This window comes from Ruegeria sp. AL11, assembly GCF_056540865.1.
Window position 1 is genome coordinate 145,501 of sequence record NZ_JBQFXO010000011.1, and the last position, 12,602, is coordinate 158,102.

Below are 12,602 nucleotides of genomic sequence, written 5' to 3' on the forward strand. Positions count from 1 at the left end.
ACCCTCAATCAGGCTGGTCCCAACTATAGGCCCAGTGCTTCAAGCCCTCCTGCCCCGCATCCGTCAGGGCATAAACACCTTTTTCAACCTTGTCGAACCAGCCGTAGTGATTGGTGCGCATCAGCCGAGTGGCCTCGGCTACGCCTGTCGACTTCGCGACCTCGGCCCCTTTGCACGCGCCATGCTCAGCAAGATGGGCCGCGCATTTCAAAGCGTCCTGACGATAGGCTGTAACAATGCCGTGCCGCGTTGCGCCGCCAGAGTTCGGGTCGCCTTGTAGCCGATCAAACTCTCGCAGCATCCGGCCCGCTTTGGCCTTGTTCTTGCGCGGGGCATAGGGGCCGGGATCGCACTGCACCTCGACCGCTCCGTCTGCGCGCACGGTGATCAGGCCCAAGCCCAACCTGCGGCAGAGCGCCAGATTGTCCCGCAACGCTCGACGCGCAGTGCGTCCGGTTGGCTTGCCGACCCCCAGATAGACCTGATCCGTGACCCTGAGCCGCGCGACGGCCTGATGGAACAAAGCCAGCGAAAAGCGCAGTTTCAGCTCGACAATCACCGGCTCGGACCCGTCGCGCACCGCCATGATGTCGGCTGCGCCAACCTCACCTTTCACGGTATAACCCTGCCTCTCGAACAATGCCTTGATGGGGGGATAAAGATCCTGCTCGCGCTCCATGGCCCAATGCTATGCGTTTCGTGTCGAAATACCAGATGGGTCACCTTGAATATGCTGCATTTGGATGCCTAAATCTTATGTCGTCTGTTTGACCAACCGAGGAAGGACCGCCTATGCGCCTGATGGCCCTTTTTGGACTATTGCTTCTGCCCATGACGGCACATGCCGCCTGCGAAGGTCACGACCTGCGACCCTTGATGTCGGAAGAGGATCAGGCCGCCCTGCAACAATCCCTTGCCTCGGTCCCTTACCCCGAGGGCAATCACTGGATCGCCACCAAGGGCGACACGACCCTGCACCTTATCGGAACACTACACACCAACGATGCACGGATGGGTCCGGTCGTCGAACGGCTGACACCCATCGTAGCCCAAGCAGACGCGATCTATTTCGAGGTCACCGAAGCCAAAATGGAAGCGTTCGAGCAAGGCCTGGCCAATGACCTGAGCCCCGTGATGATCACCGAAGGCCCCACACTGATCGACCTGATGAGCGCCGAGGACTGGGCGGCCCTTTCGACTTCTTTGGCCGAGCGCGGCATTCCCAGCTGGATGGCGGCCAAAATGCGGCCCTGGTTTCTGAGCATGATGCTGGGCATCCCGCCCTGCCTGATGCGGAACCCGGATGCGAACCATGGCATGGATGCCCGCCTGACAGATGTGGCCGAGGCGCACGGGATTCCCCAACACTCGCTGGAGCGGATCGAAGACCTGATGGCGATGTTCGACACGCTTTCACTGGAACAACAGGTCGACTCGCTGGTCCGCTTGTCCGGAGCGATGCAGGCCGATGCAAACCACCTTGCCACCATGGCCAATGCGTATCTCGAGGAAAAACATGCGCAGATCCTGCAATTGGCCCGGATTCAGGGGTTCGAGGCCTCGGGCCTGTCGCAAGAGGATTACGACGCAGAATGGGCGCAGTTCGAACAACAATTGCTGGTAGATCGCAATAACAGTTGGATGGACCATATCCTGCGGATTCAGGATCAGACGGCCGTCATCGCGGTAGGTGCCGGGCATCTCAGCCAAACATATGGCTTGCTCTCGCTTCTGGAACGGGAAGGCTACACGCTGACGCGCGCGCCGTTCTGATTTCTCGGCAAGTCAGACCAACAGTCGCAGCGGCCCGCAAGCAGGTGACAAGCCCTGTCATGCGCCCTATAAGGCGCGCAAAATTTCCAATCCGCAGGACGCTGACATGACAACCCTAGTATTTGGTCACAAATCTCCCGACACCGATTCCACCGGCTCTCCGATCCTGTGGTCATGGTACCTGAACGAAGTCAAAGGCGAGCAGGCTGAACCCGTGCTGCTGGGCGAGCCCAACACCGAAGCCGCCTTCATGCTGCAGCGCTGGGACCTGCCCAAGCCGCGCATCATCGAAGACGTTGAAGCGGACGTTCCGGTTGTTATCGTCGACACCAACAACCCGGCAGAGCTGCCCGCCAGCGTCAACAGCGCCGACATCCGTGCCATCATCGACCACCACAAACTGGTTGGAGGTCTGGAAACCAAAGGCCCTATCGATATCACCGTTCGCCCTCTGGCCTGTACTGCGACCATCATGGTCGACCTGATGGGTGACGACGCCGCCAAGATGCCTGAAGCCATCAAAGGCGCAGCGCTGACTTGCATCCTGTCCGATACGCTGGAATTCCGCTCGCCCACCACCACCGCGCATGACCGCGAAGTGGCCGAGAAACTGGCCGCAGAACTGGGTCTGGATGTCTCGGCCTATGCGGCGGACATGTTCGCGGCAAAATCGGATGTGTCCTCGTTCTCGGATGCCGAACTGATCCGCATGGACAGCAAGGAATATGAAGTCGAAGGCACCAAGTTCCGCGTCTCCGTCCTGGAAACCACCGCTCCCGGCGTTGCTCTGGACCGCAAGGACAGCCTGGCCACGTCGATGGTTGACGTAGCAAAGGAAGACGGCGTCGATCAGGTGCTGCTGTTCGTCGTGGATATCCTTAACGAAGAGGCCACCCTGCTGGTCCCGAATGATCTGGTCAAAACCGTCGCCGAGAAAAGCTTCGGTGCATCGGTCGACGGCGACGCCGTAGTCCTGCCCGGCATCATGAGCCGGAAAAAGCAGATCATCCCGAACCTCAAGGTTTGATACCTGACCCAAGGGCGCCCCAAGCGGGCGCCTTTTTTTTGCGAGGCTCTGCCTCGCGCTCCGGGATATTTGTAGCCAGATGAAGTGCGGACCCCCTGCTTCTTCTGTTTCAAAATACCTCGGGGGAGTCGCGGCTCGCCGCGGCGGGGGCAGCGCCCCCTCTGGCAAATCCTGCCAAGCTCTGCCATAGGCTTGGCTGTCCGCAGACCATGCCAAAGGGAATCCCATGACCCAGATCATCTCCGCCCTCCACGAGATCTCCGATCGCTACAAAGTGCTTTTCGTCGACCTTTGGGGCTGTGTTCACAATGGGATCACTGCGTATCCAGAAGCGGTTGCCGCGCTGCAGACCTACCGCTCGGAGGGCGGTTTCGTTGTTCTGGTGACAAACTCACCAAAACCGCGCGCGGGCGTCGCCACGCAGCTTTCGCAGTTCAACGTCCCCGCCGACGCCTATGACACGATCGCCACAAGCGGAGATTCAGCCCGTTCAGCCATGTTCCGCGGCACGGTTGGCGAAAAGGTTTACTTCATGGGCGAATGGGAACGTGACGCGGGGTTCTTCGAGCCTCTGAAGCTGTTGGACCATCCTGTTCATATCGAGCGCGTCCCTCTGGATCAGGCCGAGGGGATCGTCTGCTGCGGGCCGTTTGATACGATGGCAGATCCCGACGTCAATCGCCCAGACTTCCTCTATGCCAAGCAAAAAGGCATGAAGCTACTATGTGCGAACCCCGACATCGTGGTCGATCGGGGCGAAGTACGGGAATGGTGCGCGGGCGCTTTGGCGAAGCTTTACACCGAGATGGGTGGCGAGAGCCTGTATTTCGGCAAACCCCATCCTCCTATCTATGATCTGGCGCGTCGGCGTGTGCAGGAAATGGATGTTGACGTCTCGGACAGCGACATTCTGGCTATCGGTGACGGCCCGCATACCGACATCCTTGGCGGCATGGGAGAGGGAATCGATACGCTCTTTATCTCAGGCGGGTTGGCCGCGACCGAGACGAAAACGTCGCACCACCCCCACGCAGAATCCCTAAGCGACTATATAGAAAGGGAAAAGATCAATCCCACCTATACAATCGGGCGTTTGCGTTAGTCATTTTTCACTTGATTTTCTGCAACTGCGAAGTAATAAAGTTGCCAACGGATGGCCGATGGTAGACTTTTATTACTCGGCAGAATTCAAGTGAGGGCACCATGTTGGACAATCTTCCACGCGGAACGATCTGTATTGAAGACATCGAGATGGGCATGTCCCGCCACCTGCGCAAAGTGGTGACGGACGAAGATATCGAGATGTTCGCGCAGGTCTCGACCGACCGGAACCCTGTGCATCTGGACGATGACTACGCCCGCGATACGATCTTTGAGGGCCGCATTGCGCATGGGATGCTGACGGCCGGGTTGATCTCGGCCGTGATCGGCGAGCAACTGCCTGGTCACGGGACGGTCTACATGGGTCAGTCGCTGAAGTTCCTGGCTCCGGTCCGCCCCGGCGACATGGTTTATGCCGAGGTCAAGGTGATCGACATTGATTTTGCCAAACGCCGCGTGAAGCTGGATTGTCACTGCGCAGTCGATGGCAAGAAGGTTCTGGTCGGCGAAGCCATGGTCCTTGCCCCATCGCGTAAGTTCGACTGAGCAAGTAGACGCGCACCCCTGTCGCAGAGGGGCTCAATCTCTGCGGCAATGACCCGCGCGCTGAAACGGTCATCGCTGAACCGAATGACGCTCTGCCACTCACCATCTAAGCGGGACGAATTGTCCGAAATTCTCGAAGGTCACGCTTGAACATACTGTTGATGAACAGTACCCAAAGCGCATGCAGATCATCCGGGACTTCCAGTATATCGAGCCAGAAGATCGCGGCGCCAGCGTGGCGATCGGGAACTTTGATGGCGTCCATGTGGGGCATCAGTCGGTTATCGAGCTGGCGCGCAATGCGGCTCCGAATGCACCTCTGGGCGTGCTGACGTTTGAACCGCATCCGCGTGAGTATTTTGCACCCGATGCGCCTCCGTTTCGATTGATGCGTGGGAACGCGCGGGCACACCGGCTTGAGAAGCTGGGTGTGCAGAAGCTATACGAGCTACCCTTCAATGCCGCTTTGGCTGGGCTGGCCCCCGAGGAATTCGCGCGTAGTGTGATCTGCGACGGTCTGGGCTTGTCTCATATCGTTGTGGGTGCCGATTTCTGCTTTGGCAAAGGGCGGGTAGGAACGGCGCAGGATATGGTCCGCTTTGGCGAGCAAATGGGGTTCGGCGTGACCATCGCCCCCTTGATGGAGCGTTCCGAGAACGTCGTCTCTTCGACCGCGATCCGAACCGCTCTCAGCGAAGGCCGCCCTGGCGATGCGGCGACCATGCTGGGCCATTGGCACCGCATCGAAGGCGAGGTCATCGGCGGCGAGCAGCGCGGGCGCGAGCTGGGCTTTCCCACCGCAAACATGTCGATAGAGGGCCTGCACCCGCCGAAATTCGGTGTTTATGCCGTACTGGTGGATGTTCTGGACGGCCCCAACAAGGGCTCCTACCAAGGCGCCGCGTCGATTGGCGTGCGACCAATGTTCAATGGTGAGGTCCCCAATATTGAGACGTTCCTGTTTGATTTCTCCGGCGATCTTTACGGTGCAACCCTTTCGGTCGGATTGGTCGAGTTTCTGCGGCCTGAAATGAAGTTCGATGGTTTGCACGGGCTGATTGCCCAGATGGATGCCGATTGCGCGAAATCAAGCGACATTCTGGCCGCGCGATGAGCGTGGATCCGATCAACCGCGCGGGTCTGTCTCCGCGCTTTTGGGAACGCAAACCCCTGCGCAAGATGAACCAGCGCGAGTGGGAAGCCCTCTGCGATGGGTGCGGCAAGTGTTGCCTGAACAAGCTGGAAGACGAAGACACAGGCGAGGTCGCGCTGACCTGCGTCGCCTGCCGCCTTTTGGACGATGAAAGCTGCCGTTGCACCCAGTATGGTATCCGGCACCAGTTCGTGCCCGAATGCATCGTCATGACCCCAGACAACATCGACTCACACGCCTACTGGCTGCCCCAAACCTGCGCCTATCGCCTGCTGTGGGAGGGCAAGCCTCTCTATGATTGGCACCCCTTGCTGTCTGGCACAGCTGACTCTGTTCATGCCGCCGGTGTCTCGGTTCAGGGGCGTACCGTGTCCGAGTTCGAGACCCCCATGGAAGAGTGGGAAGACTATATCATTGAGGAGCCGACCTGATGTATTTTGCCTCTGACAATTCCGGGCCTGTCCATCCGCAGGTACTGGCAAAACTGGCCGAGGCCAATCAGGGCTATCAGATGGCCTATGGGGCGGACACCCTGATGAATGAGGTCCGCGATCGCCTTCGCAGCATTTTCGAAGCCCCCGGCGCAGCGGTTTATTTGGTGGCGACCGGAACGGCGGCGAATTCACTGGCTCTGGCCACCCTCTCCAACCCTTGGGAGACGATCTTTTGCTCTCCGGTCGCGCATATCCACGAGGATGAGTGCAATGCGCCGGAATTCTACAGTGGCGCCAAGCTGACCCTAGTGCCGGGCACTGACAAGATGACCCCCGAGGCCCTGCGCCGGACGATTTCCTTAGAAGAAACGCGTGGTGTTCATGGACCTCAACGAGGACCGGTTTCCATCACACAAGTGACTGAGCGAGGGTCGGTTTATTCTCTGGAAGAATTGCAAGCCCTGTGTTTGGTTGCGAAGGAGTATGACCTGCCGGTGCATCTGGATGGGGCGCGGTTCACGAACGCTCTGGTCGCGTTGGGGTGTTCACCGGCCGAGATGACATGGAAGGCCGGCGTGGATGCGGTCAGCTTTGGCGGCACCAAGAACGGGTTGATGGGCGTCGAGGCGGTGATCTTCTTCGACGAATCCAAAGCATGGGAATTCGAACTGCGCCGCAAACGCGGGGCGCATTTGTTCTCGAAACACCGGTATCTGTCTGCCCAGATGGCAGCCTATCTGGAAGACGATCTTTGGCTGACATCTGCCCGTCAGGCGAATGCAAACTGCGCCCGCTTGGCCGAGGGCTTACGGGCGAAAGGGGCCGATTTCCTGCATGAGCCGCAGGCCAACATGATCTTCGCCTCCTTCCCGCGCGCCAAACACCGCCAGCTTCATGCGGCGGGCGCGGTCTATCACCTGTGGGGGGCGCAGTTGGAAGGTGCGGATGAGGCAGAGCCTCTGCGCTGCCGTCTGGTTTGTGACTGGTCGATCAGCCACGAACAGATCAACCAGTTTCTATCCCATCTGTAGGCTCAGCCTTTCAACTCGGCCAAATGTTGGTCGAGGTCGTCCAGACTGTCCTGCCCCCAGAACCGCTGACCATCTGGTGTGATGTAGAAGGGCGCGCCGAAAGCCCCGCTCTCCACGGCCTCTTCCAGATTGGCAGCGTAGGTCTCGGCCCCCACCAACAGGCCGCTATCGGCCAGATCGGCATTGAACCCGGCTTGCGTCAGGCAATCACGGATCACGTCGTCCTGCGCAACGTCTTTCTCTTCAGCCCAACAGGCCCGCAGCAGAGATTGGCATAGTTTACCCACATCCCCCGATCCATCTTTGGCGGCCGCAATCACAGCGTAAGAGGACGGAGCCATATTGGTCGGCCAATGCGCCGGTTTCAGGTTGAACGGTACGCCTAACTTTTTCGCGACCCGCACCAGATTCTGTGCGCGGTATTCAATGCGGGAAATATGCCGGTCTTTTGGTGGCGTGCCGCCCGTGCGCCCGAAAAGCGCCATGATGTCCAGTGGTTTGTAATTGATCGTCGCACCATGCTTGGCTGCGATCTCCTCCAGCCGTGTGCCCGCCAGATAGGTATAGGGTGAAATTGTCGCAAAATAGTAGTCAATCTGGGTCATCTGCACTTTCTCCGCTGCGTTGTCTTTGCGGAACGGTAAGGCCATGCTAAGCGGTGTCAACATCACGAATCTGTCACATTGCCAACGCTGCCCGGGGACTCCAGCCGATGCCGACACTCCACGAACCCAAGCTGATTGCTGGGAACGCTAACCTTCCGCTTGCCGAAACCATATCACGCCGCATGAGCCTGTATCGCGGCGTTGATCAGGGTCTGGTCGACGCCCGCGTCGAGCGCTTCAACGATGGCGAGATCTTCGTCGAGGTGTTCGAAAACGTCCGTGGCGAGGATATGTTCATTATCCAACCGACCTCAAACCCGGCGAATGACAACCTGATGGAGCTGCTTATCATCGCCGATGCGCTTCGTCGCTCGTCCGCGCAACGCATCACCGCCGTGATCCCTTACTTTGGCTACGCCCGTCAGGACCGCCGCACCAAGGCGCGCACACCGATCTCGGCCAAGCTGGTCGCCAACATGCTGACCGGCGCAGGGATCGAGCGGGTTCTGACGATGGACCTGCACGCGGCCCAGATTCAGGGCTTTTTCGACATCCCGGTGGACAACCTCTACGCCTCACCGATCTTTGCGCTAGATGTGAAAAACCAATTCAAAGACAATATGGACGAGATCATGGTGGTATCACCCGACGTCGGCGGCGTGGCCCGTGCGCGCGAACTTGCCAAGCGGATCGAAGCCCCCCTGTCGATCGTCGACAAACGCCGAGAAAAAGCCGGTGAAGTGGCCGAGATGACCGTAATCGGCGATGTTAAAGACAAGATCTGCCTGATCGTCGATGACATGTGCGACACTGCCGGCACCCTGTGCAAAGCGGCGCAGGTGCTGCTGGACAACGGCGCGAAAGAGGTCCACTCCTACATCACTCACGGCGTCATGAGCGGACCCGCGGTTGAACGTGTGACGAATTCGGTGATGAAATCTCTGGTTCTGACCGACACGATCCAGCCGACAGATGCGATCCTGAAAGCCAAAAACATCCGCATCGTGCCGACCGCGCCGATCTTTACCCAGGCCATCCTGAACATTTGGAACGGTACCAGCGTCTCGTCCCTGTTCGAGGACAAGACCCTGACCCCGATCTACGAATCCATGTACCAGATGGACTGACCTGACAGGGCGGCTTGCGATAGCCGCTCTTTTCTTTTCAGCAGCGGCGGCTTAGGACGCCCCTGCCCTTTCTCTACCACCATACAGCGGGACAGCGTTCTCATGACTGACACCAAACGCGTCGTTCTTTCCAGCGACCACGCCGCCATCGACCTGCGCCAGACCCTTGCCGCGCATATCGCCCAAGCCGGGTGGGAGGTCGTCGATATCGGCCCCACCACGCCTGAAAGCACGCACTACCCTCTGCACGGCAAGGCTGCGGCTGAACGTGTGGCCTCGGGCGATTGTACGCTGGGTATTCTGCTGTGTGGCACAGGCCAAGGGATCATGATGGCCGCAAACAAGGTTCCGGGTATCCGCTGTGGCGTCTGCTCGGATACGTTCTCGGCCCGGATGATCCGCCAGCACAACAACGCCAACATGCTGTCGATCGGCGCACGGGTCATTGGCGAAGGTCAGGCGCACGACATCGTGGACGCGTTCCTGACGGCCGAATTTGAAGGCGGCCGCCACGCAACACGAGTGGACATGATCGAAGACTGATCAAAGCACTGGCCCGCATGACATGCGGGCCACAACAGCGCCTTATGAGATGTCCCAATCATCCTCGTGCGCAACCTCACCAATTGCCGTCCATGAGGCGCGGATACGAGCGATCTTCGTATCGGACCATGTTCGGAACACCGCGGTGAACCCTTCGGCCGTAATCTCTTCGGCCTGCACCTCGGCGCGCAGGGCCGAGGATGTATCCACATCCCACAAAGACACTCCGATCTGAATCAACGGAGCTGACCGGAACGGCTGGCTGAATTTAACCGGGGAACGACGCTCACGCGGGCCATTGCCCGTCCACATGTCGCCGCCGTTGGAGAAGTCCGAGAACAGAACCGCCTCGCCTTGGTCAATACCTATGGGATGGGTGCGAAAAGTCTTCATGTTTTTATGTCTTTAACTCGTAATTACCGGAACTTATTCCACAGATATCTCACAATCACGACAAAAAAACGGCCCCGCGAAAGCGAGGCCGTTCAATTCTTCTGCAGGTGAACCTGTTACAGGCTCATATGCGTTCCAAGGGCTTCCATATCGGCCAGCAGCTTGGCGGCTTCGTCGACGATGGACTGATCATCGCCTTCCTTGGCCGCGTCATGCGAGGCACGCGCGTCAGCGATCAGGTCATCGAGATGCGACCGGGTCACTTCGGCAACCGGAATGGCCTTTTCGGCCAGAACCGACAGGCCATCACCGTTGATCTGCGCAAACCCACCGGTCACCAGATATTCGCTGGCGCCTTCGGGTGCGTCGACCTTCAGGATGCCCGGGCGCAGCGTGGTGATCGTGGGGGCATGATCGGGCATTGCCGTCATATCCCCGTCCGCGCCGGGTAGCTGGACCGCGGTGGCCGCGAGCGAAGCAAGGCTCCGCTCGGGGCTGACCAGGTCGAATTGCATTGTGTTTGCCATCAGGGATACTCCTTAGGCGGCTTCTGCGGCCATCTTCTCCGCTTTGGCGATCACTTCGTCGATGCCGCCAACCATCAGGAAGGCCGCTTCGGGCAGGTGATCGTATTCGCCAGCCACAACAGCTTTGAACGATGCGATTGTCACGTCTAGAGGAACCTGAACACCCGGCGAACCGGTGAAGACTTCGGCCACGTCGAACGGCTGCGACAGGAAGCGTTCGATCTTACGGGCACGGGCAACGGTCAGTTTGTCTTCTTCCGACAGTTCGTCCATGCCGAGGATGGCGATGATGTCCTGCAGCGACTTGTAGCGCTGGAGGATCTGCTGAACGTCGGTCGCAACCGCGTAGTGCTCTTCACCAACGATGGCCGGGTCCAGCAGACGCGAGGACGAGTCGAGCGGGTCAACAGCCGGGTAGATACCCTTTTCCGAGATCGCACGGTTAAGAACGGTGGTCGCATCCAAGTGCGCAAACGAGGTTGCCGGCGCAGGGTCGGTCAAGTCGTCCGCAGGCACGTAGATCGCCTGCACCGAGGTGATCGAACCCGACTTGGTCGAGGTGATGCGTTCCTGCAGGGCGCCCATGTCGGTGGCCAGCGTCGGCTGATAGCCCACGGCTGACGGAATACGACCCAGCAGAGCCGAAACCTCGGAACCCGCCTGCGTGAAGCGGAAGATGTTGTCGACGAAGAACAGAACGTCGGTACCGGACTGGTCGCGGAACTGCTCGGCCAGGGTCAGACCTGTCAGAGCAACACGCGCACGCGCACCCGGAGGTTCGTTCATCTGACCGTAAACCAGCGCAACCTGCGATTCCGACAGGTTGTCAGGCTTAATAACGTTCGACTCGATCATCTCGTGGTAAAGGTCGTTCCCTTCACGGGTCCGTTCACCAACACCCGCGAACACCGAGAAGCCTGAGTGCACTTTTGCGATGTTGTTGATCAGTTCCATGATCAGAACGGTTTTACCAACGCCGGCGCCGCCAAACAGGCCGATCTTACCGCCTTTGGCGTAGGGGGCCAGCAGGTCAACAACCTTGATGCCGGTGACCAGGATTTCCGACTCGGTCGACTGTTCGTCGAACTCAGGTGCGGGCTGGTGGATCGCGCGGGCTTCGGTTGCTTCAACCGGGCCTTTTTCGTCGATCGGCTCGCCAACAACGTTCAGGATGCGGCCCAGAGTTGCGTTACCAACCGGAACCGAGATCGGTGCGCCAGTGTCGGTTACAACTTCGCCGCGGACCAGACCTTCGGTCGCGTCCATCGCGATGGTACGGACGGTGTTTTCACCCAGGTGCTGAGCAACTTCCAACACCAGGCGCTTGCCGTTGTTGGTGGTTTCCAGCGCGTTCAGAATTTCAGGCAACTGATCTTCGAACTGCACGTCGACGACGGCCCCGATGATCTGTGTGACTTTGCCTTTTGCATTCGCCATGTTTCGTCTCCGGTTTTCTTACAGCGCTTCGGCGCCGGAAATAATTTCAATCAGCTCGTTGGTGATCACGGCCTGACGCGAGCGGTTGAACTGAATCGTCAGCTTGTCGATCATCTCACCCGCGTTGCGTGTCGCGTTATCCATCGCGGACATCCGTGCACCCTGTTCAGACGCTCCGTTTTCGAGCAGAGCCGAGAAGATCGCGGTCGCAACCCCCTTGGGCAGCAGGTCGGCCAGAATGGCCTCTTCGCTGGGCTCGTAGTCGAAGATTGCACCGCTGTCGTCACCTGCCGCTTCGTCTTCGAACGAGGCGGGGATAACCTGCTGTGCCGTCGGGATCTGGGTCACAACGTTGACGAACTTCGAGTAGAAGATCGTGGCAACATCGAACTCACCCGCATCGAAGCGAGACAGGACGTCCTTCGCGATGTCTTGCGCATTGGTGTAGCCAATACGTTTGACTTCGCTCAGGTCGACATGACCTACGAACAAATCGCCCAGATCGCGCTTGAGCGCGTCGCGGCCTTTTTTGCCAACGGTCAGAACTTTGACCGTTTTGCCTTTGCCGCGCAGCTCTTCAGCTTTGGCACGGGCCAGCTTGGCGATGTTCGCGTTGAAGCCGCCACATAGGCCGCGTTCAGCTGTCATCACAACCAGCAGATGGACATCATCACTGCCCGTACCACGGAGCAGCTTGGGGGCGCTGTCACTGCCCCCGACCGAAGCCGCCAGCCCCGCCATCACGGCATTGAACCGCTCGGCATAGGGGCGCGAGGCTTCAGCAGATTCCTGGGCGCGGCGCAGTTTTGCAGCCGCGACCATCTGCATGGCCTTGGTGATCTTGCGGGTCGATTTGACCGACTCGATCCTGTTTTTAAGGTCCTTCAGACTAGGCATCGGAACCT

At 59.0% G+C, this 12,602-nt stretch carries 15 protein-coding genes; 9 read left to right on the forward strand and 6 right to left on the reverse strand.

Going from position 1 to position 12,602, the window contains the following annotated elements:
* Positions 1-4: 4 nt before the first annotated feature.
* Positions 5-679, reverse strand: coding sequence for a DUF2161 domain-containing phosphodiesterase (locus ACR0IP_RS18225; protein WP_480527084.1), 675 nt, complete (start codon positions 677-679; stop codon positions 5-7).
* Positions 680-792: 113 nt separating this feature from the next.
* Here ACR0IP_RS18225 and ACR0IP_RS18230 point away from each other — a divergent pair, with 113 nt between their 5' ends.
* The 7 genes from ACR0IP_RS18230 to ACR0IP_RS18260 all read left to right on the forward strand — a co-directional run bounded on the left by ACR0IP_RS18230 (position 793) and on the right by ACR0IP_RS18260 (position 7,065).
* A complete protein-coding gene (locus tag ACR0IP_RS18230; protein WP_480527086.1) occupies positions 793-1,773 on the forward strand; it encodes a TraB/GumN family protein in 981 nt (326 codons plus the stop codon).
* Between the two features lie 106 nt (positions 1,774-1,879).
* Entirely contained in the window at positions 1,880-2,800 is a 921-nt protein-coding gene (locus tag ACR0IP_RS18235) for a manganese-dependent inorganic pyrophosphatase (protein ID WP_480527088.1), read from the forward strand.
* A gap of 226 nt (positions 2,801-3,026) precedes the next feature.
* Entirely contained in the window at positions 3,027-3,902 is an 876-nt protein-coding gene (locus ACR0IP_RS18240; protein WP_480527089.1) for a TIGR01459 family HAD-type hydrolase, read from the forward strand.
* A gap of 101 nt (positions 3,903-4,003) precedes the next feature.
* Positions 4,004-4,447, forward strand: a complete 444-nt coding sequence (locus ACR0IP_RS18245) for a MaoC family dehydratase (protein WP_074736482.1) — start codon at positions 4,004-4,006, stop codon at positions 4,445-4,447.
* A 181-nt stretch (positions 4,448-4,628) separates the two neighbouring features.
* Positions 4,629-5,561 carry a bifunctional riboflavin kinase/FAD synthetase gene (locus tag ACR0IP_RS18250; RefSeq protein ID WP_480527091.1) on the forward strand — a complete coding sequence of 311 codons (933 nt, stop codon included), beginning with the start codon at positions 4,629-4,631 and terminating at the stop codon, positions 5,559-5,561.
* Positions 5,558-6,031, forward strand: coding sequence for a YcgN family cysteine cluster protein (locus ACR0IP_RS18255; RefSeq protein ID WP_480527093.1), 474 nt, complete (start codon positions 5,558-5,560; stop codon positions 6,029-6,031). Before ACR0IP_RS18250 ends, ACR0IP_RS18255 begins: the two co-directional genes overlap by 4 nt.
* A complete protein-coding gene (locus ACR0IP_RS18260; RefSeq protein ID WP_480527095.1) occupies positions 6,031-7,065 on the forward strand; it encodes a threonine aldolase family protein in 1,035 nt (344 codons plus the stop codon). Before ACR0IP_RS18255 ends, ACR0IP_RS18260 begins: the two co-directional genes overlap by 1 nt.
* Before the next feature lie 2 nt (positions 7,066-7,067).
* Here the strand turns inward: ACR0IP_RS18260 and ACR0IP_RS18265 are convergent, their stop codons facing one another.
* Positions 7,068-7,670, reverse strand: coding sequence for a DsbA family protein (locus ACR0IP_RS18265; protein ID WP_480527097.1), 603 nt, complete (start codon positions 7,668-7,670; stop codon positions 7,068-7,070).
* A 107-nt stretch (positions 7,671-7,777) separates the two neighbouring features.
* Here ACR0IP_RS18265 and ACR0IP_RS18270 point away from each other — a divergent pair, with 107 nt between their 5' ends.
* Together ACR0IP_RS18270 and rpiB are read left to right on the forward strand one after the other, a co-directional pair.
* Positions 7,778-8,797, forward strand: a complete 1,020-nt coding sequence (locus tag ACR0IP_RS18270; RefSeq protein WP_170637503.1) for a ribose-phosphate pyrophosphokinase — start codon at positions 7,778-7,780, stop codon at positions 8,795-8,797.
* Between the two features lie 102 nt (positions 8,798-8,899).
* Positions 8,900-9,340, forward strand: a complete 441-nt coding sequence (gene rpiB, locus ACR0IP_RS18275) for a ribose 5-phosphate isomerase B (RefSeq protein WP_480527099.1) — start codon at positions 8,900-8,902, stop codon at positions 9,338-9,340.
* Between the two features lie 42 nt (positions 9,341-9,382).
* Here the strand turns inward: rpiB and ACR0IP_RS18280 are convergent, their stop codons facing one another.
* The 4 genes from ACR0IP_RS18280 to ACR0IP_RS18295 form a co-directional block, all read right to left on the reverse strand.
* Positions 9,383-9,733 (reverse strand): H-type lectin domain-containing protein, encoded by a 351-nt coding sequence (locus ACR0IP_RS18280; protein ID WP_480527101.1) that lies wholly within the window; start codon positions 9,731-9,733, stop codon positions 9,383-9,385.
* A gap of 116 nt (positions 9,734-9,849) precedes the next feature.
* Entirely contained in the window at positions 9,850-10,260 is a 411-nt protein-coding gene (locus ACR0IP_RS18285) for a F0F1 ATP synthase subunit epsilon (protein WP_475216431.1), read from the reverse strand.
* A gap of 12 nt (positions 10,261-10,272) precedes the next feature.
* Positions 10,273-11,697 (reverse strand): F0F1 ATP synthase subunit beta, encoded by a 1,425-nt coding sequence (gene atpD / locus ACR0IP_RS18290; protein ID WP_170460468.1) that lies wholly within the window; start codon positions 11,695-11,697, stop codon positions 10,273-10,275.
* A gap of 18 nt (positions 11,698-11,715) precedes the next feature.
* A complete protein-coding gene (locus ACR0IP_RS18295; RefSeq protein ID WP_170374620.1) occupies positions 11,716-12,594 on the reverse strand; it encodes a F0F1 ATP synthase subunit gamma in 879 nt (292 codons plus the stop codon).
* Between the last annotated feature and the right edge of the window lie 8 nt (positions 12,595-12,602).